The 24,865-nt window shown below is 47.4% G+C and carries 16 protein-coding genes, 2 pseudogenes and 1 riboswitch; of the genes and pseudogenes, 11 read left to right on the top strand and 7 right to left on the bottom strand.

Annotated elements, in window-relative coordinates:
* The first annotated feature begins 74 nt into the window (after positions 1-74).
* The 4 genes and pseudogenes from AC0IXI_RS08080 (at position 75) to AC0IXI_RS08095 (ending at position 5,939) form a co-directional block, all read left to right on the top strand.
* Positions 75-2,864, top strand: a complete 2,790-nt coding sequence (locus AC0IXI_RS08080) for a xanthine dehydrogenase family protein molybdopterin-binding subunit (RefSeq protein WP_413498618.1) — start codon at positions 75-77, stop codon at positions 2,862-2,864.
* The gene (locus AC0IXI_RS08085) at positions 2,861-3,415 is read left to right on the top strand and encodes a (2Fe-2S)-binding protein (RefSeq protein ID WP_471682210.1); all 555 of its coding nucleotides are present in this window, start codon (positions 2,861-2,863) and stop codon (positions 3,413-3,415) included. The genes AC0IXI_RS08080 and AC0IXI_RS08085 overlap by 4 nt, the downstream gene beginning before the upstream one ends.
* On the top strand, positions 3,412-4,653 hold the full coding sequence (locus AC0IXI_RS08090) for a cytochrome c (protein WP_134185319.1): 1,242 nt from the start codon (positions 3,412-3,414) through the stop codon (positions 4,651-4,653). The genes AC0IXI_RS08085 and AC0IXI_RS08090 overlap by 4 nt, the downstream gene beginning before the upstream one ends.
* A 490-nt stretch (positions 4,654-5,143) precedes the next feature.
* Positions 5,144-5,939: pseudogene (locus AC0IXI_RS08095) on the top strand (carbon starvation CstA family protein).
* 96 nt (positions 5,940-6,035) lie between these two features.
* On the opposite strand, the gene AC0IXI_RS08100 reads toward AC0IXI_RS08095, so the two are convergent.
* On the bottom strand, positions 6,036-6,524 hold the full coding sequence (locus AC0IXI_RS08100) for a hypothetical protein (RefSeq protein WP_208326145.1): 489 nt from the start codon (positions 6,522-6,524) through the stop codon (positions 6,036-6,038).
* 239 nt (positions 6,525-6,763) lie between these two features.
* Positions 6,764-9,175, bottom strand: coding sequence for a DUF3772 domain-containing protein (locus tag AC0IXI_RS08105; protein WP_471682211.1), 2,412 nt, complete (start codon positions 9,173-9,175; stop codon positions 6,764-6,766).
* Positions 9,176-9,613: 438 nt separating this feature from the next.
* Between AC0IXI_RS08105 and fimA the strand changes: the two genes are divergently transcribed.
* The 5 genes and pseudogenes from fimA (at position 9,614) to sfmF (ending at position 15,112) form a co-directional block, all read left to right on the top strand.
* Positions 9,614-10,165, top strand: coding sequence for a type 1 fimbrial major subunit FimA (gene fimA / locus AC0IXI_RS08110; RefSeq protein WP_154155513.1), 552 nt, complete (start codon positions 9,614-9,616; stop codon positions 10,163-10,165).
* A 116-nt stretch (positions 10,166-10,281) separates the two neighbouring features.
* Positions 10,282-10,977: a type 1 fimbria chaperone FimC gene (fimC, locus tag AC0IXI_RS08115; protein ID WP_134185325.1), complete on the top strand. Its 696-nt coding sequence runs from the start codon at positions 10,282-10,284 to the stop codon at positions 10,975-10,977.
* A gap of 79 nt (positions 10,978-11,056) precedes the next feature.
* Positions 11,057-13,579: pseudogene (locus AC0IXI_RS08120) on the top strand (fimbrial biogenesis usher protein); the annotation flags it as partial.
* A gap of 17 nt (positions 13,580-13,596) precedes the next feature.
* Positions 13,597-14,601 (top strand): type 1 fimbria D-mannose specific adhesin FimH, encoded by a 1,005-nt coding sequence (gene fimH / locus AC0IXI_RS08125; protein WP_134185329.1) that lies wholly within the window; start codon positions 13,597-13,599, stop codon positions 14,599-14,601.
* Positions 14,594-15,112 carry a fimbria assembly protein gene (gene sfmF, locus AC0IXI_RS08130; protein WP_064512363.1) on the top strand — a complete coding sequence of 173 codons (519 nt, stop codon included), beginning with the start codon at positions 14,594-14,596 and terminating at the stop codon, positions 15,110-15,112. The genes fimH and sfmF overlap by 8 nt, the downstream gene beginning before the upstream one ends.
* 83 nt (positions 15,113-15,195) lie before the next feature.
* On the opposite strand, the gene fimZ is transcribed toward sfmF, so the two are convergent.
* The 5 genes from fimZ to AC0IXI_RS08155 form a co-directional block, all read right to left on the bottom strand.
* A complete protein-coding gene (gene fimZ, locus AC0IXI_RS08135) occupies positions 15,196-15,828 on the bottom strand; it encodes a fimbria biosynthesis transcriptional regulator FimZ (protein ID WP_134185331.1) in 633 nt (210 codons plus the stop codon).
* A gap of 593 nt (positions 15,829-16,421) precedes the next feature.
* Positions 16,422-17,168 (bottom strand): LuxR C-terminal-related transcriptional regulator, encoded by a 747-nt coding sequence (locus tag AC0IXI_RS08140; RefSeq protein ID WP_471682212.1) that lies wholly within the window; start codon positions 17,166-17,168, stop codon positions 16,422-16,424.
* A 322-nt stretch (positions 17,169-17,490) separates the two neighbouring features.
* Positions 17,491-18,930 carry a GGDEF domain-containing protein gene (locus AC0IXI_RS08145; protein ID WP_471682213.1) on the bottom strand — a complete coding sequence of 480 codons (1,440 nt, stop codon included), beginning with the start codon at positions 18,928-18,930 and terminating at the stop codon, positions 17,491-17,493.
* 66 nt (positions 18,931-18,996) lie between these two features.
* Positions 18,997-21,303 carry a bifunctional diguanylate cyclase/phosphodiesterase gene (locus AC0IXI_RS08150; protein ID WP_471682214.1) on the bottom strand — a complete coding sequence of 769 codons (2,307 nt, stop codon included), beginning with the start codon at positions 21,301-21,303 and terminating at the stop codon, positions 18,997-18,999.
* Positions 21,304-21,679: 376 nt separating this feature from the next.
* Complete coding sequence (locus AC0IXI_RS08155) at positions 21,680-22,630, bottom strand: transporter substrate-binding domain-containing protein (protein ID WP_471682215.1); 951 nt, start codon at positions 22,628-22,630, stop codon at positions 21,680-21,682.
* 470 nt (positions 22,631-23,100) lie between these two features.
* Positions 23,101-23,197: riboswitch (TPP riboswitch) on the top strand.
* A gap of 36 nt (positions 23,198-23,233) precedes the next feature.
* Here AC0IXI_RS08155 and thiM point away from each other — a divergent pair.
* Complete coding sequence (gene thiM / locus AC0IXI_RS08160; protein WP_471682216.1) at positions 23,234-24,022, top strand: hydroxyethylthiazole kinase; 789 nt, start codon at positions 23,234-23,236, stop codon at positions 24,020-24,022.
* Positions 24,019-24,828 (top strand): bifunctional hydroxymethylpyrimidine kinase/phosphomethylpyrimidine kinase, encoded by an 810-nt coding sequence (gene thiD / locus AC0IXI_RS08165; protein ID WP_471682217.1) that lies wholly within the window; start codon positions 24,019-24,021, stop codon positions 24,826-24,828. Before thiM ends, thiD begins: the two co-directional genes overlap by 4 nt.
* Positions 24,829-24,865: the final 37 nt, after the last annotated feature.

A 24,865-nucleotide genomic window follows, 5' to 3' on the forward strand; every position in this document is an offset into this window, starting at 1 on the left:
TCACTACGGAAATGTATAAGATCTACGCATAATTGTTTGAAAAAAGACAATAATAATTTTAAACGGGACGTTTTATGAGCAATTTTAATCCATCACGGCGCAGTTTTATTAAACGTGCGGTGGTTGCCGGAGTCGCGGTGTATCTTGCCCCTCTCTATAGCCGTGCTTATGCCGCGCTATTTGAACAAAAAATCCTTCACTCGCCGAACTGGGATGCCAAAAATAAGCGCATCCGTTTCCGAATCGACGGGAAATCAAAAGTGATGGGGCAGAAAGTCTTTGCCCGCGATATTCGCGCGGTAGACATGCCTCATTGGCCGCAGAAACAGGCTCACGCCTTTATTCTGCGCACCACCAAAGCCGACAGGTTGTTTAGCGGTATCGATCTCTCCTTATTGGACGATGATCTGAAACCCGATCGCCTGGTGACTGCCGAAGATCTGGTGCGTGATGGCCTGGCATTCCCGGCGTTCTACGGTGAAGACATGCTGCTGCCGACCGGCAAAACGCCGGCCTATCTTGGGCAAGCTGTTGCCATCCTGATTTACCACGATTTTGCCCGTTTCCGCTTTGCCAAAGACAAACTGAAATTTAAAGACGAAGTGATTCAGTACGGTGCCGAAACCGGCCCGCTGGAACGCGACCCGTGGGGCACATTCCGCTTTGTGCGCGTCGGCGGTGCCACCTCGCAAGACGACGATCATTTCTCCAGCCTGAAAGACATGCCGATTTTCCCGGTATCGATGAAAAAGCATTTGCCGGTCTGGCCTGAAGGGCGAGAAGGCGGCAAGCTGGATCAGGAAGGCATGTATTACGCGGGCATGATTGCAGATGAACTTAAGAACCCGCCTGAAGACTGGCTGGTGCTACAACGCCGCTACACCACGCAATCCATCGACACCGCCGCCCTTGAGCCGGATAATGCCAACGGCTGGTTTGATGAAGCGACACAAACGCTGCATATGGTGGTGCCAACGCAATCCCCGCAGGAAGTAGCTGACGAGATGCCGCGCATGCTGGCAAAACGAACGCAGCCGGTAAAACAGCTGATTCTCCATCCGTGTTACACCGTGGGTTATGGCTCCAAAGATCACTACAACTTCCCGTATTACGGTGCGGTTGCCGCAATGTATGGCGACGGTCACCCGGTACGTCTGGCGAACGACCGTTACGAGCAGTTCCAGAGCGCACTCAAACGCCACGCGTTCGATATGAATTACACCATCGCGGTAAATAAAAAGACCGGTATTCTGCAATCGTTTTTGGGCGATATGACCGCCAACGGCGGCGGACGCAGCAACTTTACCCCGTCAGTCTCAATGGTGGGCGCGACGGCGGCGCAGTCTATTTACTACTTCCCGAAAAGTGATTTGTCGGCGGTGGGCGTGGCTTCACGCGCTATCGACGCCGGTTCCGCGCGCGGTTACGGCACGCTGCAAAGTATGGCCGCTACCGAAATGATGGTGGATGAAATTGCTGACGAGCTGGGAATCGATCCGATTGAATTCCGTATGCGTAACGCGCTGAAATCTGGCATGAAAAACACCCAGGGTGCGATTCCTGCTGGTGCGATTCGTGTTGATGAAGTGCTGGCTAAAGCGGCGAAAAATGAAATCTGGATCAAACGTGCCGAACGGAAAGCCGAATTTGAGATGAAAAACCCTGGTAAACGCTACGGCGTGGGCTTTGGTTGCGTACAAAAAGACTTTGGTACCGGGGCTGAAACCTCCTTTGCGCGCGTAGAAGTCGGTGCCGATGGGCGTATTGTGCTGCATCACAGCGGTGCGGAAATGGGCACCGGTATGTCAACATCACAGTCCGTATTGTGCGCACAATGGCTGGGCAAACCGGCAGACGAAGCGCATTTCTCGGTCACCGACTGGAGTTCGCTGCCGATTGTCACCAGTGGTGACCCATACATTATGTCCCAGGAAGATCAGGACAAACTGGCTGCTAATCCATCCTGGTCACCGTCGTACTGTTCGCCATCGAGTGCCAGTAACTCAGCTTATTACTTCTCGCACAGCACGCGTGAAGCGGCGCGTTTAGTGTTCGAACACGGCTTGTGGCCGGCGGCAATGGCAATCTGGACCACCGGAATTGGCGGCGGCCAGGCAGCACCTTTAGTGGTGCGTATCGAAGACGCCCGCTGGGTAGAAGGCGGTCTAACCGCTGCCGGTATGGAAATTTTAAGCCTTGAGCGGGTGGCGAAAAAAGCCCATGAAATGGGGTTAATGACCGGCGCCGCGGTGCATGTCTTTAACCGCTGGCAATGGGCAGAAGCCGATTTCAAAATTGGCGAACAAAGCAAACGCCTGCCGATTGACGGCTTGTCGGTGCGTAACGGCAATGGCGAATTCGTAACGCTTGCTCGTGAACATGTCTACTATCCGCCAACTCAGCGTAACAACGCATCGGTGACCTACTATAGCGCCGTCGGCACACTCGCCGAAGTTGCGGTAAGTCTCGCAACCGGCGATGTCGAACTGCTGAACCATCACTCGATTATGGAGTGCGGCAATTTAATTGTGCCGGAATTGGTATCCGGGCAGTTGCAGGGCGGCCTGGCGATGGGTATCGGCCATGCGCTACACGAATATTTACCTCTCTATGAAGACGGACCGGGCAACGGGACATGGAACTTCAACCGTTATCACCTGCCGCGAGCCAGCGATGTGGCGGTCTGGAAACAGACTGGCGATATCCTCCCCGCACTTTCGGAAACTGACCCACCAAAAGGCATGGCTGAAGTCGTGATGATCCCGGTTGTTGCCGCGATTGTGAATGCGATTGCCGATGCCACCGGCCACCGTTTCCGTGATTTGCCCGTTCGTGCAGAAAATATTCGTGAGGTATTACCATGAGCATCAAAACTAAACCAATGACCCTGACCATCAACAACAAACCGTATGGCCCAATTGATGTGCCAGAAGGGTTGATGATGATCGATTTCCTGCACGAATATGTCTATCTGACCGGCTCTCGCCTGGGCTGCGGACAGGGCATTTGCCACGCGTGTGTGGCGATTGTTGATAACCCAAGCGGCACCAGCGAAGAAGTGCGCACCTGTATTACCGGTGCCCATTTCTTTAACGGCAAAAAAGTCCGCACCGTTGAAGGGCATGCAAAAGTTGATGAGCAGGGCGGCGTCGTAGAACTGTCGCCAATTCAGCAGTCATTCCTCGACCACTACAGCTTCCAGTGCGGCTACTGCACGCCGGGCTTTGTTAACGCAGCAACGATTTTTGTCGAGAAACTCAAACGTCAACCGATTGCACGTGAAGAGCTGGAAGGTGCGATTTCACATGCGCTGGAAAACCACATCTGCCGCTGTACAGGCTACGTTCGTTATTACGAAGCGGTGCGTGACGTGGTGCTAAAAACGCCGGGGCTTCTGAAGGAGACGGTGAAATGAAAAAACGTCTCGCACTGATTGTGCTGACAATTGTAGTCATTATTGTCGCCATTTTGTATTGGCGGGAATATCGCACTTATGACGGCCCGGTACAAAAAGTCACCGCCAGTAAAGATCAAATCGAACGCGGTAGTTATCTGGCCAAAGCAGCTGACTGTGCGGCTTGCCACACCGCTTCTGGTGGTGCTCCATTAGCTGGCGGCTACCCGCTGGAATCCCCATATGGCACGATTTACGGCAGCAATCTGACGCCTTCTGCCGATTACGGTATTGGCCGCTGGACGAAAGATGATTTCTACAAAGCACTGACCGAAGGCGTTACCCCAACCGGGCGTCATCTGTTCCCGGCTATGCCTTACACCTCGTACAAAAATATTTCGCGCAAGGATTCAGACGATATTTATGCTTATCTGATGACGCGCCCGGCGGTGGATGTTAAGACGCCGGATAACGAAATGGCCTTCCCGTTCAACCAGCGTATTGCGTTGATTGGCTGGAATATTATGTTCCATGACAAAGATCCGCTTCCTGCAATTTCAACGGGTGATTCACCGGACTGGCATCGTGGGCGTTATCTGGCTGATGTGCTTGGGCACTGTGGCGAATGCCATACCGAGCGCGGTTTACTCGGTCAGATGAAACTCGACAAAGCGATGCAGGGCGGAGAACTAGGGCGCTTTATGGCACCTGACATCACACCAAAAGCGTTAGCGCAGCGAGGCTGGACGCCGCAGGATGTACAGCAATTCCTCACCACTGGGATTGCCCCGCAAGGCAGCGCGTTTAGCGAAATGCATATGGTGGTTGACCTCAGTACTCAGCATTTGACGGCTGCCGATCAAAAAGCGATGGCAACGTATTTGATGGGCGAAGCGCCACCAGCGGCAGTGCCTGCAGCACTCGGTAACGGTAACGAAGCCGGACGGATGACATATCTCGACCAGTGCGCTGGATGCCATGCCCGTGAAGGCGAAGGCAAACCGCACGTGGCGGTGTCGATGCTGAACAACGCGACGCTGCGCCAGCCTGATGCCAAAAACCTGATTGTTTCGGTGCTCGATGGCCTGCCTGCGCAGAACTTCCCGAACGGGGAAAGTATGCAAAGCATGCCGGGCTTTGGTGAGCGACTGAACGATGAGCAAGTTGCGGAACTGGTGAATTACCTGCGAGTGACATGGGGTGGTTTGCCGGGGGATGTGACTGCCGAGCAGGTGAAGGCGCTGAGGGTGGAGAAATAAACTGGACGTTTATGCCTGAAGGGTGAATATTCCGTTCACTGAGCGTTCAGTGTTCCCTGTACTTATCGGAACGGTGAACGTGCAAAGGGTGCTACCGCAGCACCCTTTGCAATCCCGGCTCCCGGCGTTTAAATCGCTGCTTCGCAGTAAACCTCCGTTTTTCCTTTCAGTCCCTGGGTCGGTTGTGACTCGCTCCCGGCGATCACAACCTCTCGCCGTTCCCGACGGCTCGACCCGGCCTTACAGTCAAACCGGAGGCGATTTATGCCGGACTCAAAGGTCAACGCCAAAAGCTAAGGTCAACGTCAAAACCTAAAGTCAAAAACCGAATCGGTTTTGGCCTTGAGTCCCGGTATAAATTGCCCCAGCGTTACCCATAAGTCAGGGTTGAGCTGCCGGGAGCAGCGAAAGAGAGCGATCGCCGGGAGCGAGTCGCGAACGACCCTGAACGTTGGGGATAAGCTGGGGTTTACCGCGCAGCGGCAATTTAATCACCGGGCGCCAGGATTGCCAAGGAGAGGGCGTTCTCTCCTATCGCCTTTACGGGGTGTTTTTCGTCCGTAAAGTGTTGAATGCAGATGACTCAGAAATCACACCGTCACATATTCTTGAGGACGGCAAAGACTACGTCCCGACAAAAAATGGGTTAACTTCGGCAGTCACTTTGCCGCAATCGCGGCAGCAGGACCGTTAGGGCGGCTCAATACGGTTATCTGCCAAGCTTCTTATGGCTGCTTATCGGATGTGTGGTAGGCGGCGCGGTGCACGACACCGTAGTGCTTTTCGCCTCGATGAAACACCGCGGAAAGTCACTCTCAGAAGTGGCAACAGCGGAACTTGGCCCGGTGGCTGGCTGGTGTACCGGTCTTGCTATGCTATTTGTCATCACCATTACCATGGCTGGTTTGTCGATGGTGGTGGTGCATGCACTCGAACGTAACCGATGGGGCACGTTCGCTGTGTTTATGACTATCCCTGTAGCGATTTGCGTCGGGCTCTGGGAGCGTTGGGCATTGTTTGGTGTTTCTAACCAGCTAATGGCTTCAATTGGTCTGATGATTGGCACAACCATTATTCTGCGTATGTCAGAAAAACGCTGGTACGTGCTGACCTGCCTGGTGCCACTGTCTTATCTGTATGTGACGGTAAACTACGCGGCTTACTGGATGGTGAAAAACGTCTACTTCAATAGTGCAGCCAAAGGCTTCAACATTTTCAATGGGACGATTTCAATTGTGATGGTGCTGTTGGGGTCGGTGATTATGGTGGCATCGATTCAACGCTAGGTCGTGCTGTGGCGCGCTCGCGGGAATTCAGAACCTATTGAGTTGCTTTCCTGATAGTTAAACTTGAGGCTGGTCATCCCTGACCGGCCTTTTTACTTACTGAAAAATGACTGAATTAGCGTGATCGGCGCGGTATTGAATCTTCACGCGCTGGCCGTTCAGGGTGTATTCGGTATACGGGTACACTTCTTTCCAGCCTGCAGCTTTAAGTTTTGCTTCGACCTGGCTGGTAGTTAAGTCCATCAGATCTTTTTTCTCGAGTTTCTTCGCACTTGAGGTACTGGTGCTGCTGACTTGTTGCAGTGCGCCATGTTTATGCGGTGCAGACCATTCGCCACTCATTTCATCACCGCTACGGGTGAAGCTCAGGGTGTAGCCAGCGCCTTTCCATTCTGCGAAATCAGGATTGTTAATGGTTCGGGTCGCTTTTTTACCGTTAATTGTCACGGCTTTGTTGTTAACCACGACTTTTACTGAATCACCTGCGCCTTTCCAGCTACCGTTGGCCAAATCGAGTGCCATCGCTGCAGGAGACAACAACATTCCGCCCACCAGGGCTGCTACTGCTACGTTGAATTTGCTCATCATTAACTCTCTTATATATTAGATCTTCTTAATTATTACCCATTGGGAAAGTTTAAGAAGTGGAATGTATTTTCGTGGCGAGATAATGCTGCCGAGTGCGTTAGCAGTTGTTGATATAAATCAATTTCATGAATGTGTTTTCGGTAAGTATTCTTAAAAATAATGATTGGCCAATGAGAGCTGTTTTGACTCTTACATTCGAAAGCCACTGGCGCATGGACGGCCAGTGGCTTTGTTGATTATTCCTCTATTACAGCCTTAGTTGTCGGCTGTTCAAGGATCATCGTTTGTGTCTGGCTAAGGCTAATGCCTGCGGCGCGCAGCATTTTGAGGATCTCATAAAGCAGGTCACTGCGCGTTGAGCTAACCATTCGCGGGCTATTCACATAACCGGTAACACTCAGCACAATCCCGGTTGGCCCCAGTTCTTTAAAGCTGACTGAGGGCTGAGGGTTTTCCAGAATTGATTCATGCAGGTTATACGCCTCAAGCAGTAAATTACGGACTTGCTCAGGGTCGATATCCAATGGGAAAGTCAGAGATATAGTTGCCACACCTTGTGCATTTCCCATCGTGGCATTACGCACGTTTTGCGAAATTAGCTGCGAGTTCGGAACAATTACCGTTGATTTGTCACCTAATTGAATCTCTGTGGCACGTACGTTGATACGCCGAATATCACCCTCAACCCCGCTGATACTAACCAGATCGCCCACTTTTACCGGACGCTCGGTCAACAGAATCAAGCCGGAAATAAAGTTCTTCACAATTTCCTGCAAGCCAAAACCGATACCAACCGACAGGGCGCTGACTATCCAGGCCAGTTTGTTCCATTCAATACCGAGCATCGACAACGTGAGCATGATAATCAGCACGTAACCGACGTTGGTGAACAGCGTTACCAGCGAAGCACGCAGGCCGCGGTCCATATTGGTTTTTGGCAGGAAATCGTTATCCAGCCAGCGACGAGTAGAGCGCAGAACATACCAACCCACCACCAGACACAACACCGCATTAAGTGCATGTGCCGGGATGATGTTCATCCCTTCGAGACCTTTACCACCCCACATATCAGCGATTTTAGTCAGTAACTCCATTGGCGTCGTAGTGCCGAAGGTACCGTTAAGCAAAGCGACTGCTGCCATTACCAGCAGTGATGTCTTCCCAACCGCTGAGAACAGAGTCGCGGCAAGCGACAGATGGCGGTCGTTGAGACTTAGCGTGCTTTTAAGGATTTTCCCGCTGTGGGTTGACGGGGAGAATACTGCTTCACACAAATCCACCACGAAGTGAATCAGCAGATACAGGCTGCAAACAACCAGGCCAATCCACAACAATTCAAAGGTGACGAAACGGGCCAGTGGAATGTAGCCAATCAACAGTGCCAGCAAGATAACCAAAGCGGTGAGGCTGATGACGAGGTGAATAAGGCCCGCAACGGTTGAACGCGCTTCTGTTTGCTCGCCTTCAGCACGCATTTGCCTGCGTATCCGGTTGACGCGAACAGGTGCGATCAGGCAATTGAGCGCAACTAGCAAAGCGGCCAGACCATTACCAAATAACGTGGCATCAATACTCGCTCCAACCAGCGAGTTCAACTGCTCGATGATACCGAAGATAAATATGAAGGCTGCCAGTAAAATCGGGAATGACGCCAGCGTTTTTGCCAGCGGGTCGGCAATACCCGGCAGTCGCCAGGACGGGTGACTATTAGATAGCAATGCGATGCCAAGACCGGCAATCACCGCGGAAAAATAGGTCAGCTCGACCAGTTGTCCGGCAAACTCATTAACCCATGGTGAGGTATCAGGCAGGCGCGTGAAGGTATAGCACAGCAACTGCATGCTGATACCCAGCGTCAGCGTAGTACTTAAAGTTGTGAAACAGGCGAGGAAACTGCGGCGAAAACGGCCTTGCGGCAGCCAGCGAGGCAGAATCCAGTTCATTGGTTTATCCAGTCCGAAACGACCAAATACCCCAATCCCCAGCGCCAGTAACAGATAGATACCCGAACCTATTCGCCATTCATCGCTCCAGGCCTCGGCCCAGGCATCACTAATCTGAGCGCCAAATTCACCGAAGCGTACAGCGTCTTTGTCGTTGGGTTCGAATACGGGTGACCAGAATTTTTCGCCAAGAATACTGCCGGTATTCAGGGCAATTTGTGTTTTCAGTGCATCGCGGCGCAATCCAGAGATTTGCGAAGAGAGGTTTTGCGCGGCAACTGCAATGGCTTTGGTTTGCTCGATTTGTGTGGTGAGCAAAGTTTTACTGTTGTTCAGTTGTTTGCGTTGGCTTACAACTTGCGGTGTTTCGGCCAGTGCACCTGGTGCCGGTGCCGGTCCAAGAACATCCAACTGTGCCTGAACCTGAGTTAATTGCGGTGCCAGTGCAACGGCGAGCTTATCGGCTTCACTCACCAATTTTTGCGAATCGTCATTTAGGCTGGTGAATTGTTTATCGGTTTTTGCCGTGGACACTCGCTGCTTAAGTGAATCCAGGCGCTTTTGCAACGCGGGAATTACCGTGCTGGCATTGATCTTAACCGGCTCTTCACTGGCTGTTTGCCCAGTAGGGTCATCCGCATGAGACGGGAAAGACATCATCATTAAACAAGACAACAATGCCAGCAGCAGCGGCATTTTTAACATTTTGGGTATCATCAGGACAGATCCAGTGAATCAATAAATTAGCGGCTTAAAAAGAATTTACTAAGAATATCTTGAATTGGCGCTGAGTATACCAGGTTTTATCTGTTTCATTCACCCAGCGTCACCCTTCATGGTGCTTCTTCGTCAGCATCACTCATCCATCCGGAAGTCGTTGGTCGATATCTTAGAACTTAATAGGACATTACTGAGGCAAGATAAAGGTTTGTTACATGTTATTAAATGTTTATTTGACTTAAATTACTCATCGTCGAAGAGATGGTGTTTTAAATATTAATTTAGACTTCATTGATGACGATAAATAAATATCTCCTTATGGATTGAGGGGAGGGGATGGACTATCTATGGCCCCGGTTATTCACTGGAATAATGAAGGATGCATTATTCAATAAGGGTAATTAAATAATTAAAGGAATCTCGATGAAATTCAGCAAAATTGCGTCCTCATTGGTTGCAGGTATTGCATTAGTGAGCGGTGCAGCACAGGCCGACGTAGTGACTGTAAATGGCGGTACGGTTCACTTTAAAGGTGAACTGGTGAATGCGGCCTGTGCGGTGAGCACGCAGTCTTCCGATCAAACGGTGAAACTGGGCCAATACCGTACGGCGGCGTTTACTAAAGTGGGTGACACCTCCGCGCAGATCCCATTCACCATCGTGCTTAACGATTGCGATACCACAGTTTCCACCCTGGCTTCTGTCTCATTCTCAGGCCAAACTGACGGCACCGACCCTACGCTTCTGGCGATTAACTCGGGTGACAACAGCACCACGGCAGGCGGCGTCGGTATCGAAATCCTCGATAGCAAATCGAAAGTGTTGACCCCGGATGGTACTGTCTTCTCCACCGCGCAGACACTGATTGACGGGACGAACACCCTGCCGTTCACCGCGCGCTATAAATCTACCGCAGCCATCGCAACAGCAGGCCAGGCCAACGCTGATGCGACATTTGTAATGAAATACGAATAATCAAATTTTGTAGGGATAACGCAAGCCTCAGAAATGAGGCTTCTTTTATTGACGAACAGAAATTCATTATTTCTGAATTAAAGATTTAATAATAGTAATAATGATGGTGCCGTGTAATGACGACTTTATTTAAACAATGCTCGGCCATAATGCTGTGCCTGTTAATGCTGTGCTTTAATGCGCAAGCTGCCGGAGGCGTTGCATTGGGTGCGACACGGGTTATTTATCCTGCCGAGGCAAAACAAACTTCGCTCTCAATTAATAATAGCGATAGCAAAGAACGCTTTCTGGTGAACTCGTGGATTGAAAATAGTGCAGGTGCCAGAGATAAAAGTTTTATTGTCACGCCTCCACTTTTTGTTAGTGAGCCCTCGAGCGAAAATACACTGCGGATTATTTACGCCGGGCCAGCGTTGCCCACAGACCGCGAAACTATTTTCTGGATGAACGTGAAAGCGATTCCTTCGGTCGATAAAAATAATCTCGAAGGCAGCAACGTACTGCAACTGGCGATTTTGTCGCGCATCAAGCTGTTTGTGCGCCCTAAAAACCTGCAAATGCAGCCAGAAGAGGCGCTGAAACAACTGCGCTTTAGCCGCAACGGCGAGCAACTGAGTATTCACAATCCTTCACCGTATTACGTCAGCACGGTCAATCTTAAAATTGGCAACGAGAAACTGGCTAATACCATGGTCGCGCCAAAAAGCGTGTCGCACGTGGTGGTTTCGACCGCGCTAAAAGGTGCTATCTCCTTCCAGACCGTCAATGACTATGGTGCGGTGACGCCTGTGCAAGCGGGCGTAATGCTGTAATGCAGGTAATCTGTGCAACAAGGATATCTGGCAGATGATCAACAAGTCAGTCACCCCGCTTGCGGCGATGATAATGGCCGCGCTATGGCCGGTAATCAGCTCCGGGGAAAGCTACTTTAACCCAGGGTTTTTGTCGGCAGAAGATGCCGCAATGGCGGATTTATCGCGTTTTGAAAAAGGCAGCCATCAGGCACCTGGTGTCTATCGCGTGGACATCTGGCGTAACGATGAATTTATCTCGACCCAGGATCTCCGTTTTATTGCCAGCGACGTCAGTGGCGGAAAAGCAAAATCGAGCGGCCTGGTACCGTGCCTTGACACTGACTGGTTGAAGCGGCTGGGACTGAACATGCTGGCTTATCCGGCGCTTGCGAAGTTTAAGTCCGGGGAATGTGTACCGCTCGCGGTGCTGATCCCTGATTCCGAGACAAATTTTGATTTTGCCAAACTACGCCTGGATATCAGCTTGCCGCAGGCATCGCTGCTTAACAGCGCCCGGGGCTATATACCGCCGCAGGAGTGGGACGAAGGGGTTCCGGCAGCGCTCCTCAACTACAGCTTTACCGGCAACCATGGCAGCGACGACGATAACTATTATTTAAGCCTGCAAAGTGGCCTGAACTACGGAGCATGGCGGCTGCGTAACAGCGGTGCCTGGAACTACACTCGCGCAGATGGCTACCACACTAACAGCTGGAACAACATCAGCACCTATGCGCAACGGACGATTATTCCACTCAAAAGCGAGCTGGTATTAGGTGACAGCAACACAGGTAGCGATGTGTTCGACAGTCTGGGATTTCGCGGGGCGCGGCTCTATTCGGCTGACAGTATGTACCCCGACAGCCTGCAAGGTTACGCGCCAACGGTACGCGGTATCGCGCGTACCCACGCCAAAATCACCATTCGCCAGAACAGTTTTGTGATTTACCAAAGCTACGTTTCACCGGGTGCATTTACCATCAGTGACCTCAATCCCACCTCTTCCAGCGGCGACCTGGAGGTCACTCTCGAAGAAAAAGATGGTACTCAGCAAAAATACACCGTGCCTTATTCCACCGTCCCGTTATTGCAACGGGACGGGCGGCTGAAATTCGATCTGGTGACCGGGGATTTCCGTAGCGGAAGCGACCAGCAGGATACGCCATTCTTCACCCAGGTCACGCTGATTGCGGGTTTACCCTACGGTTTTACCGCCTATGGCGGTACTCAGCTTGCCGAAGACTACACCGCTGTGGCGCTGGGGGCTGGGAAAAACCTCGGGGAGTGGGGCGCGCTTTCAATGGATGTTACCCACGCTCGCAGCCGACTTGCAGATGACAGCGACCATCAAGGTCAGTCGCTACGATTCCTGTACGCCAAATCCCTCAGCGGTTACGGCACTAACTTCCAGTTGTTGGGCTATCGCTATTCCACGCGTGGTTTTTATACGCTCGATGAGGTGGCATACAAAAATATCGAAGGCTACGAATACGCCGACGAAGCGGATGGTGGACGCAAAGATGAGCCGGTTGTGCAGAGCTACCACAACTTGCGTTACAGCAAGCGCGGGCGATTTCAAATCAACGTTTCTCAATCACTGGGTGATTACGGGTCACTCTATGTTTCAGGCAGCCAGCAAACTTACTGGGAAACCAACCAGAACAACACATGGTATCAGGCCGGATATGCCAGCGGCTGGCGCGGGATGAGTTACTCACTTTCGATGTCGTGGAGCAAATCCGTCGGGATCGCCGATAGCGATCGCATTATGGCCTTTAACCTTTCGGTGCCATTTAGCACCTTGCTGGGGCATGGCTATTCGCGCACCAGCACCATCGATCACGCTTACGCCACTTTTGCTGTCAGTAACAACTCAGATGGCGATGCTACCGTGCAAACAGGTATCGGCGGAACATTACTTGAAGACCGAAACCTCAATTACAGCGTCACTCAAGGCCACAGCGACACTAACGGATACAGCGGAAGTGCCACGGCTAACTGGCAGGCTACCTACGGCACATTGGGGCTTGGCTACAACTACGACCGCGACCAACATGACTACAACTGGCAGGCTTCTGGCGGCGTGGTGGGTCACGCAGATGGCATCACGTTTAGCCAGCCGCTTGGTGACACCAACGTGTTAATAAAAGCGCCGGGAGCCAGCGGGGTTGGCGTCGAAAACCAGACCGGGGTGAAAACTGACTGGCGCGGTTACGCGGTGATGCCTTACGCCACGGTATATCGCCACAACCGTATCGCTCTCGATACCAACACCATGGACAACCACACCGACATTGAAAACAACGTCAGCAGCGTGGTGCCAACGGAAGGCGCATTGGTGCGTGCGGAATTTAAGGCGCGTGTGGGCGTGCGGACAATCATCACCGTAACCCGTGGTGGGCGAGCGGTACCGTTCGGCTCTGTGGTGCGCGAAGAAACCACGGGCATCACCAGTATGGTTGGTGATGACGGGCAAATTTACCTCAGCGGCTTGCCACTCCAGGGAAAACTGCTGATTCAGTGGGGCGAGGGTAAAGGATCACAGTGTTTCGCACCATTTACATTACCGCCAGAAAGCCTGACTCAGGCGATCGTCGTGGCGAGTGCGACCTGTTCATAGGATTCAGGGATCTGTTTATGAAATTGATGACATCTTTAGCAGGGGTGGCGCTGTGGATATGTGCGCTCCCGGCGTTTGCCACAGTCTGCCAAAACACCAATGGTGTGCCAGCGGATATTTTTTACGATCTGTCTGACGTATTCACCAGCGCAAACAATAACGTCGGGCAAATCATCACCCTTGCAGAAAAGTCGGGTTGGATCGGTGTCAATGCCACTTGCCCGCAAGGAACCACCGGCAACACCACGATGCGCAGTTACGTGAGTACCTTGCCGGTGCAAGAAGTGATCGGCGGTTACCAGTACATCAAGCTCAATGATTATCTCGAAGGAGCGATGAGCATCACAGACAGCTACGCCGGTCAATTTTATCCGCCACGCAACTATATTCAGATGGGAACCCACAACAATGTGTCCAAACAGCAGCCGTTTCCGGTTCAGGATTCGAAGCTGGTTTTTAAACTCAAAGTGACACGGCGCTTTATCAATATGGTGCCGATTCCACGGCAGACCATGTTTACGGTATATGTCACGACGCGGAACACCGACCCACTCACCACTCCGGTTTATACCATTAGCTATAGCGGCAAAATTGAAGTGCCGCAAAGCTGTGAAATCAACGCCGGGCAAATCGTTGAATTTGATTTTGGCGACATTGGTGCCGCGCTATTTAGCCAGGCCGGAGCCGGGAATCGACCGCAAGGTGTGACGCCGCAAACTAAAACCATCGCTATTAAATGCACCAATGTGGCGGCGCAGGCCTATCTTTCTCTGCGGGTGGAGGCAGAGAAGGCGTCCGGTAATATGATGGTTTCAAATAATAACGATCTCGGGTTTATCGTCGCCGATAGCAGCGGAACGCCATTTATTCCTAACAATTTGGGTAGCAAAATCAATTTCCGTCTTGACGATGCAGCTGCGGCGCAAGTGGGGATTCGGGCCTGGCCGGTAAGCGTGACAGGGAACAAACCGGCGGAAGGGCCGTTTAGTGCGCGGGGCTATTTGCGGGTGGATTATGACTAAAATTGCAATGCTGCTGTGGTTGGCGGCAAGCCTTGTGAGTCATGCTCAGGCCGACACTTCGCTCGGTGCCATCAATATAGAACTGCGTGGCAACGTGGTGGATTTCAGCTGTTACGTCGAAATTGGGGATGACAATAAAACAGTGCAGCTTGGGCGTTGGCCGACCAAACAACTGCGCACCGCAGGCAGCACTACGCAAAGCATGCCGTTCACGTTGAAGCTTAACGGCTGCCCACCGGGTGCTGCGTCCATCACCTTTTCTGGAAAGCAAGCCACGGGCAACGCCGGCTTGCTGGGGCTTAATAACACGAGTGGGGCGACAAATGTGGCCGTCGAGTTGCGCGATAAAGATAAAACCCGCCTGCCTCTTGAGGAGGCAAGCCAGGATGTGCCAGTTGATGCTAACGGAAATGCGGAATTAACCTTTTTTGCGAATTACATCGCGCTTGCCGATAACCCACAAGCCGGGCAAGCCGACGCAGATGCTACGTTTATGATTAGTTATTATTAGAAAACCTCTCAGGCATCATTAAATTAAATAAAAACCGGACGTCAACCCGGTTTTTTGATTTAAAACAGTGATTGGGCGTGCAGTTATAATAGCTCTTTTACTCGGGCGTAATCGATAAGTTCGACAATCGATGATACATGCAGCTTGGAAAATATATTAGATTTATGTGCGCTGATGGTTTTGTTACTCAGCAGAAGTTGTTCGGCAATTTCTTTATTGGATAGACCATTGGCCAGGTAACGTAATACGGTTATCTCTCTATTAGATAATGGCGTATCGTCAGTAACTCCGCTGCGTGAACCCGGATTACTGATTAACTCCAGCGTTTCGGAGGGGAAAAATGAATACCCTGCAAGCAACATTTCAACCGCATGATAGATATCCTCCTGCTCCTTCCTTTTACTGACAAACCCATTTGCACCGGCCTGAATAGCACGGCCCGCATAAAACCTTTCAGACTTGGAAGATAAGAATAATATCCGAGTGTCAGCCTGTATGCTCTTGATTCTTTTTAATAAAGTGAAGCCGTCAATAGATGGCAGTTCAATATCGAGAATCACCAAATCGACAGGGTTAGAGCGCATATAGTTAACTACCTCCCGGCTATCGTCAGTTTTCATCACCACATCAATATTTTTATTTTTCTGTAGCAGTACCTCTATCGACATTCTGACAATAGGGTGTTCGTCCATAATAATTACGGATGCAGGTTTCATATTCTTGCCTCGAATTTTTTGAGGAACATATCGCATTGACGCAAAGTCACTGGCGGCGAAAGTGAAAAGGTGTTTCACTATTTCGTATTTTATAATGTATGCAAGATACTCCCTTGAACTTAAACACTTCCTTCATAAGTGCTATTTTCTAATTGCTACGAGTGAAACAAAGAGAGTTATTTCAGTAAGAAAAACAAGCTATTCATATTAGATAAATGAATAGATTGATTATACAGCCATATTATTTAAGAAAAAGGCCACTGTTATGCTCGGGGAATAATACTGTGATTAAATTCTAATTAAATTGGTTAATTAATTGTTATTTGGGGAATGCATCTGTGTTAAGTGAAATATTTGGGAAAAAAGATTGTTTTGAACATGAAGAATAGTGCGAAGTATCGAATGTTTACTATTTGTTATCCGTAGCACAGAGTGATTACGTGGTTAATCGTCGGGAAGCGGCATAGTTTGCGGGAAACTGATTTTCCAGGAATAGTTGTAATTGTTAATAAATAGATCTCATTTAACAAAATTGAAACATTGAAAATAAGTCGTTTCCTGGCTTTCACTCGGAAGGCGGTTAGTTAGCGCGGCTACACTTTAGCGGATGACGTGCAGGACAATTTATTCAGCAAATGTATCAGTGATTTGTTGTTCCCTACTCCAATACGTGCGGCAACCCGCCCAAGGGTGTAAACCACAGAGTGGTAGGGTTTGTGAAATGACGCGGCAATGGTTTTCAGCGACTCTCCTTTTGCCACGGCCAGCAGAATATTCCATTCACGCTTTGAAAGTGGGACTGAGTGTGACCCATTCTGAGCAATGGACCAATCTTGCCGGGCTCGCTTTTGAGTCAGCAGAATAAGAAGATCGGTAATTCTTAGTCGCCGTTCCACCACAGGGAAGATTGATGACGCATCAATCAGTCGGGCGACTTCCATACAACGGCAGGCTGTCAGTTGCATCATATTCAGGCGAGGCCAGGTTTGTTGCCATTGCCTGATCATATTTAGCACATCAATTGCTGGCTCGCTTACGCCATCCAGATCGATGAACACTCGCGGTTGTGGGGTTTGTTGAAGCATCACTTCAGCCTCCTCCAGGTTTACACAGACGTGAGTTCGCTGGAACTTAAAAAAGTGCTCAGTCAGTGCCAGCGACAAGTAGTAGTCACTGGTCACAAGTATGATATCGAGTGGTTCCGGCAACTGCTTTGCATACATTTGCTGTTGTAGAGACTCAATGCGGTCAAAGACAATTGGGGCCAACCGGCTATGAAAATGTGTCAGATCGCCATTTTTGATGCGTCGAAATCTACGTTTGCGCGCGGCTATGTACAAATCTTCAGTAACCCGCAGCACAAAGAAAAGGTTTGTGGATAGTGATTCGGGCGTGAGTCAGTGGTGCATCAATCATCATTTCCATATTTTTTCATCAACAGCACCTGTCAGTGCTGAAATATACTCTTTGTCAATACCGCTGATAATCGTAAGTTAATTTTATATAGCTTACGATTATATCGTTGCGATAAATCCTGACATGAAATAATGATGTTAGATATTAGAATTGACTTAAGTAAATATAAGGGGTTTCTTAAAACAATAACCAAGGGAAGGGAGGTGGGTATTTATATCCAGACGGTTACCGCCTGGATATAAATGTCTATAATAATGACGGTGTCAAATTTTGGTTAGGGAGCATTTTTTCGCAAGGTAGGTACTCCTGCCATTGATTGCGCCCATTATTTTTTGCTTGATACAAAGCCAGGTCAGCATATTTAAACAACGTCTCATATTTTTGCCCTTCAGACCAGGCGGCCATACCAGCGCTAATTGTTAGTGGGAACGGCTCATTATCAATAGAAAGAGGGTTTCTGGACAGTTCATTAACAATGGTATTAGTTAATTCCTGGTGATTTATCTCAGGAGTATTAGTGAGCAACAGGGCAAACTCTTCACCGCCTACGCGTCCAAATAATTGACTCTCGGGGATACACTGTTTTAATCGCTGGCAAAAGGCAACGAGAACCTTATCTCCCTTTTGATGCCCCCATACGTCATTTATTTTCTTGAAAAAATCAATATCAATTAAAACCATTGAACAGATATCGCCCTTGTTCAATGACGACGTAATAGCCTCAGCTGCTTTAGTAAATGCCCGGCGATTGAGAATACCGGTCAAATCATCGTGATTAGCAAGTTGGGATAGCTTAGAAAAAAGTTTATCTCGTTCAGAAATGGCAACCGCAATTGTAAGCGCGCAAAGCGCCAATACTGCGACAATCGTCCTGACTGCAGAGATGTAGATATTCTCGGAAAAATGTAGATAACCATGTGTAGAGTGAATGATCCACATAAAGAAGAATGCACCATTCATACTGATACCAAAGGTTGTTAAAAATAGATTACCTGAAAGTGCCAACCATATTATTGTTGGAATGATTAATATAGACGCCATCAGGAAATATATTTTGTCTTTTATAAAAACAAAGGCAAACAATAATAAAATAGACGGGATAATATGTAAGGATGCATTAAAAAAATCATTTGCGAAAGATTTAAGTATTCTTGGGGCTGCCAAAATGACTGGTAAAAACACTATGAAATCAAGCGACTCGTTTAAATACCAATAAAATGCTGTCTGTAAAAAAGCATTATCATACAGAGCAAATAATGCCCCTGATCCTACTAACGAACCTATGATAAGAGAGGGTTGGCAGAGCAATAACCATTGCGGAACGCTATGCAAGCTACCCAGCCATTCGCCTTCTTCAGTACGCGTAGCAAAGCGTTGCAGGGTAATATAACCTATTGAAATTGTGATAACATTTGCAATGGTCATCAATAAAACCTGGTTAAGGCTTGTACCGATTAATAAATCTGGCAACACCATGCCGGCGCAACAAATTAAATAATGTTGCCAGTTAACATGTTTGTAGAAGCGTAATAACACACCAATGGTTATAGCATTGGTCAACCAAACTAAAGAAAATGGGCCATTAACTCTTTCAATAATACCTATGAAGGTTGTCAGCGTAGTGACTATAAATAATGTTATCATTGGATAACAATTATAGAAAAATTTCTTCAGCGTAAGTATCATTTCAGGTTACTTCCCAATCTAACTATCAACACATTAGAGAAATATATGAATTCAAGTGTCTATTAATTACGACCATAGAGACTCAATTGGGACAGGTTTCCCGGTATGATATCCCTGCAACCACTCTATTCCCATCGATATTAGCATTTGTTTTATTTCTTCATTTTCAACAAATTCCGCGACAACTTCCAGACTTTTAAATTTTGCCGCTTCACAGAATGACATGACGATTAGTCGGTCAAACTTATCTTCAACAACATTGCGAATAAAGGAGCCATCTATTTTCAGTATGTCGACATCTAATGTTTTTAGACGAGAGTAACTGGATGCTCCTGTACCAAAATCATCAATCGCAATTTGGCATCCCAGTTTGCGTAGCTCCTGCAGAACACGGGATGCATTAATACTATCGATAATATCTGACTCTATGATTTCAAATATTATGCGATCAGGACGTATTAAATAGTTCTTTAAAAGAACATTCAGTCTATCCAGAAAATCTTTTCTACATAGCGACTGAGGTGTCAAATTGATGGAGAAACGAGTCTCAGATTCAGTTTTATTTAGGGATTGCATAAATTGAAATGTTTGTTCAATAACGGTCAGATCTACTTCTGCAAGCAATCCTGCTTCTTCAGCCACTGGTAGAAAAGTATCCGGGAAGAATATCTTGTTATTGATTGTTTTCATTCGAATAAGAATTTCATAATACTGGCTGCTGTTTTTAGTTGAAACTATTGGCTGAGCAACGAGCATAAATGATTTACGGTCTATCGACTTTTGCAGAAGATGGCGTATAGCTCCCGAACTGATGGTTTGATCACCGGGGTATATGACATTAAGTGCTTCAGCTTTACCTTGCTTTAGCGATTCATAAGTACGGGCATTAAGCTGGCCCACGACATAAGAAAGGTTATTGATGCATTTTCCGTATTCCATGTACGCGATGCCAAAATTGAGGCCCAGCTCCATTTCTTCCCATGAAAAACGGAAAGATGACATTGCTTTATAGTAAGGATGAATAATATTGTCATCAACTTTGTTAAGGCGCAGAAGAAGCCCATATCCAGGGCTGTAATACATTTTTTCATTATCCAGAAGCAATGGGCTTAAATAAGAAGAAACAGCCTTAACGAATTCGAAGCGAAACATTATTCCATGAGTTTGTGTTAGCGTGTTTAATTCTGGACATTGAATAATACATAACCCAGCATGTGGGTAACGAACTATATCATTTTTTAAAGCAAGAAGATTAGGTAAACCAGTGTGGGGCTCTGATAAAGAAATTCTCTTGAGGCTTCTTATATATTTTAAAATGCGTGTAACCAATACACCAACAATAACAATTGTTAGTGAAAATGTAAAAAACATAGAGCAGGTTAAAGCCAAATGGCTAACATAATGACTAAAAGTAAACTCATTGTTTATTGATATGTAATTATCAATGTAGTCACTCAATAAAATGAGCATGACGACCCAAATAGGGGACATTAGTGCATGGCCGAGACAAATTGCCCCCCAGAGCATTACCGGTAAAAGCCATACAATAGTGTAATCTGTATATATTAAAGTATCGCCTTGTAAATAAATCAGACAATACATGATTCCGACTACCAACAAGGCCCAGAGTAATTGATAAATTGCCCGCGGCCCAGAAGTGATTAATTTTTTTAATTGTTTTAAGTAATTGAAAAACCATAGCGGCTGGTAACAAGCCCTAAGAATGAGATAACAAAATGGGGTGCCTGTAATACAGGATGTCAACATCCATTGCACATTAATCAGTGTTGGGATACTAAGAATATTGACTTCTGATATGAAATGAAATTTTAGTAATAACCACTGTTGAATGACTGTAAAAATAAGGGTGTTAAAACATATCAACCAAAGTATGCGCTGGGCACTAAGGCTACTGCGTCCGAAACTGACGGCCCCACGCTTACCAGCAGCATAAAAATAGACTTTAGTACTGATTAAAGCCGCTATGAGTTGAGATATTGTGCCAAGGAGGTGGGGTAAAGGCTGTGTATGAACACTATACAGGGCAAACAAAATGAGAACAGGAATTGCTTTTTTGTTATACAAAATGAGCAGCGCGGAAATTACTGGCAACGTGAGATCGTAGAGCCTGATAGTTGTACCAGAAATCTCAATGCTATTACTCAGTTTATCCGCAAATGAATACAGAAGAGCAAATGAAAGGCAGAGCACGATGTATTTTTTTAAGTTTTCAGGGCGTGCCAAATGCATCAATGGAAAATTTTTCCATTGATTGAATACTGTACTTTTGCTGATCTTTGAGTTTCTTTTAGTTAACTCAGTTTCCATGACCACAGGTGTGTACATTTTTACAAGAAAACTTCTAAGCCCCATGGTACTTACTCTCAATGATTTACTTTTCGATTATAAACAGTCTAATGATAGCCATGAGGTTTTAATCTTATCCGTGATTCATTCAACAAACACTAAACCAATAAGTTGCTATTAATTTTCATATAAATTTTAGTAACTAGTCAACCGGAATATATGATTAACCAAAAACAAATGTTATTAACATGCTGCGAATGTTGTTTTATGATGCTTATATGTTTTATTAAAGTTTAAAAATGAGTTGATATATTTTCATTGAGTAATAGTGTGAAGCATAAGTAAGTGAATTGAAAATATATCCAGAAATAGACATTTCTTTAGCAAGGTTAGGATTCTAATACATTCCTTAAGTCACCTGATGTCTTGAGCAACTAATTATTTATCGCCCTGTTCTTAAACAATCGTCAAATTGCGTTAATACTTTATCCATTTCTTTTGAGTAAGGAGTTTGTAAGTTTAGCTTTAAATAAGGAATCGGTTTATTAAACCAGACATCATGGATCTTACCAAAATCTGGTGATTTTCTAATTTTACAAAGACTCTGATTTACCAGTGACTTAAATTCTTTGTCATCGTGCGGCAGTAGTATGACAAAGAACTGTGGTTTCCCAACACCTTTATCGCTAATTGAAAATAAATTTTTATCGCTATGAGCCTCAATGATTTCTTTTAATGAAATATCGTTGATAAAAGCAGCCGATGTTTTGCCACTGCGCATCAGTTCAAAAGCTTTTTCCATGGTTGGAGTCGTAATAACGAATAAATTGAGATTCAACTCACGATTGGTCTGGTTAAGCGCAAGAGCATCAACTGATCCCGAAGTTACACTAACAGTATGACCCGCTAATTGATCAATGGATGATATCTTTTTGTTCTTTAAAGTTGCGAATCGTGTATATGAATAAGTATAGGGACTTGAATAGTCTGCAATCGTTTTCCATTCAATAACGTTAGCATTAACTGAACAGATCATATCTACCTTTTTCTCACGCAATAATTCATCTCTTTCTGGTAGATATTTGTTCTCAATATAATTAACTTTTAAATCCGGTATGTTCAGATGTTTGCTGATATCACTAACGATAACGTTACATAAATCGATAACATAACCAACAACTTTGCCATCCGATGCTACATAAGAAAAAGGTGGGGCATCACGATAGGCGATGTTTATTTGATGAGTTTTTGTGATGCTCTCTATTGTCTTTGAAAGCTGAGCTTGAGCAACAGAGACAAACAGCCCAGAAACAAGAAAAACACACATATTTAACCAATTGAATATTTTAGCACTGCTGTTTTTATTAAGTAAAACTTTGTTATCGATATTCATATAGGATGTTAATTTTATGTTTTTTATAAGAAAAGATCATAGGTAATTATATGTTTCTAGTTATACACATAAAGCATGCTGTTGCCAATTTCATTATAACGAATCAGATAGTTCCGAGGAGTGATTTAGTATGTTTTAAATACATTGCGATCATTTAATGGTCAAGTTATTTCAATGTGTTAACAGTGTTTTGTGAGATTAAATAATCCATGGAAATAATTTTACTGGTTGGTAAAAAATAATAAATGATGAACTCGTTAACTATGCTCAATTAATTTTTTAGATTTATGTTAATAGGTGTGGGGCGGTGTTTTCATTAATAGTCAAATCCTGATAAAGATGATGCTTGAGAGAGTTGGTCACTATTTCACTGTGCGCACTTAGATTAAGAACTTGTTTGTCTGACTTCCTGCTGGCATTATCCTGAGCAGGGATTAACGGAGCGTTAATCGCAAGTATTTGATTTTGAATTAAATGACTCGGGGTGCCCTTCTTTGTGAAGGCTGAGAAATACCCGTACCACCTGATCTGGATAATGCCAGCGTAGGGAAGTCAGATGCCTGCCAGGTCATCTCTTCTTCACGCCGGGCAGGAGCTTTTAATATGCAGCCTGACCTGCTACCCGGCCACCTTGCCGCGTCGGTTTTACACAATTTACATCAAGCTTCTCCTTTGGTTCACTGCATGACTAACGATGTGGTGCAGAGTTTTACCGCCAACGTGTTGCTCGCTATTGGCGCGGCTCCGGCAATGGTCATTGAGCCAGAAGAAGCCGCACAATTTAGCCCTATAGCCTGCGCTCTACTCATCAATATCGGCACACTCACCTCTGAGCGCAGTACCGCAATGCTTGCTGCCATTCATGCTGCGAACCAATCTTCTATCCCCTGGGTGCTCGACCCCGTGGCCGTCGGTGGCCTGGAGTTTCGTACACAATTTGCACGCGCGATCCTTGAATTAAAACCGGCCGCAATTCGTGGTAATGCGTCGGAAATCATGGCGCTTGCGGGCGAGCACAGTGGTGGGCGAGGTGTGGACAGTTCTGAAGAGGCGCTTTCAGCTCTACCCGCGGCACTTAAGCTTGCCCAGATTACTGGTGCGATTGTTGCGGTAACAGGTGAGGAGGATTACGTCACCGATGGGGAAAATGCCTGGAGCATTGCCGGTGGCGGCGTGTTGATGACGCGTGTTGTTGGCACAGGATGTGCACTTTCCGCAGTTGTTGCTGCCTGTTGTTCATTGCCTGGCTCCCGGTTAGACAATGTCGCTTCCGCCTGCCAGTTTATGAAATGTGCTGGCGAACAGGCAATTGCTGCAAGCCGCGGGCCTGGTAGTTTCACTCCAGCCTTTCTGGATGCGCTTTACGCACTAAATGCGGAGGCTCTGGTATGAAAGGAGTTAAACGCATTAACGCGCTAACTATTGCAGGAACCGACCCAAGTGGTGGCGCGGGTATCCAGGCTGACCTTAAAACGTTCTCGGCATTGGGCGCGTATGGCACCAGCGTTATTACCGCGCTGGTTGCACAAAACACACGTGGAGTGCAGTCGGTTTATCGTATCGAACCTGTGTTTGTCGCCGCCCAGCTTGATTCTGTGCTCAGCGATGTGCGTATCGACACCATTAAAATTGGTATGCTGGCTGAAACCGATATCGTTGAAGCGGTGGCGGAGCGGTTGGCATTTTACCAAGTCAAAAACGTGGTGCTCGATACGGTGATGCTGGCGAAAAGTGGCGACCCGTTGCTTGCGCCCTCTGCGGTAGAAAGCCTGCGTCGTCGGCTGTTGCCGCAGGTGGCGTTGATCACTCCGAATCTGCCGGAAGCCGCCGCGCTGCTGGATGCGCCTCATGCCCGGAATGAACGCGAAATGAAAGAGCAGGGGGATGCGTTGCTGGGGATGGGATGCAAGGCCGTGCTGATGAAAGGCGGTCATCTTGATGACGCTGAAAGCCCAGATTGGTTGTTTACTCGAAGTGGAGCGCAGCGTTTTACTGCACCACGTGTGCAAACGCGTCATACGCATGGTACGGGCTGCACACTGTCCGCCGCACTTGCGGCACTTTATCCACGCTATAACGACTGGCCTCAAACTATCACTGCGGCGAAAAAGTGGCTGTCTCAGGCATTAGAACAGGCGGATTCGCTGGAAGTGGGCAACGGAATTGGACCAGTTCATCATTTTCACGAGTGGTGGTAATGGCGTAAATCTCCGCCGGGCATAAAACGTTACACCA

This window comes from Buttiauxella sp. AC038, assembly GCF_979253565.1.

Coding starts and splice junctions, on each gene's coding strand:
- sfmF (WP_064512363.1), top strand. CDS start 14,594: ATGACTAAAATTGCAATGCTGCTGTGGTTGGCGGCAAGCCTTGTGAGT.
- AC0IXI_RS08150 (WP_471682214.1), bottom strand. CDS start 21,303: ATGGGGCTTAGAAGTTTTCTTGTAAAAATGTACACACCTGTGGTCATG.
- AC0IXI_RS08145 (WP_471682213.1), bottom strand. CDS start 18,930: ATGATACTTACGCTGAAGAAATTTTTCTATAATTGTTATCCAATGATA.
- AC0IXI_RS08100 (WP_208326145.1), bottom strand. CDS start 6,524: ATGAGCAAATTCAACGTAGCAGTAGCAGCCCTGGTGGGCGGAATGTTG.
- AC0IXI_RS08105 (WP_471682211.1), bottom strand. CDS start 9,175: ATGTTAAAAATGCCGCTGCTGCTGGCATTGTTGTCTTGTTTAATGATG.
- fimC (WP_134185325.1), top strand. CDS start 10,282: ATGACGACTTTATTTAAACAATGCTCGGCCATAATGCTGTGCCTGTTA.
- AC0IXI_RS08155 (WP_471682215.1), bottom strand. CDS start 22,630: ATGAATATCGATAACAAAGTTTTACTTAATAAAAACAGCAGTGCTAAA.
- thiM (WP_471682216.1), top strand. CDS start 23,234: ATGCAGCCTGACCTGCTACCCGGCCACCTTGCCGCGTCGGTTTTACAC.
- AC0IXI_RS08080 (WP_413498618.1), top strand. CDS start 75: ATGAGCAATTTTAATCCATCACGGCGCAGTTTTATTAAACGTGCGGTG.
- fimH (WP_134185329.1), top strand. CDS start 13,597: ATGAAATTGATGACATCTTTAGCAGGGGTGGCGCTGTGGATATGTGCG.
- AC0IXI_RS08090 (WP_134185319.1), top strand. CDS start 3,412: ATGAAAAAACGTCTCGCACTGATTGTGCTGACAATTGTAGTCATTATT.
- fimZ (WP_134185331.1), bottom strand. CDS start 15,828: ATGAAACCTGCATCCGTAATTATTATGGACGAACACCCTATTGTCAGA.
- fimA (WP_154155513.1), top strand. CDS start 9,614: ATGAAATTCAGCAAAATTGCGTCCTCATTGGTTGCAGGTATTGCATTA.
- AC0IXI_RS08085 (WP_471682210.1), top strand. CDS start 2,861: ATGAGCATCAAAACTAAACCAATGACCCTGACCATCAACAACAAACCG.
- thiD (WP_471682217.1), top strand. CDS start 24,019: ATGAAAGGAGTTAAACGCATTAACGCGCTAACTATTGCAGGAACCGAC.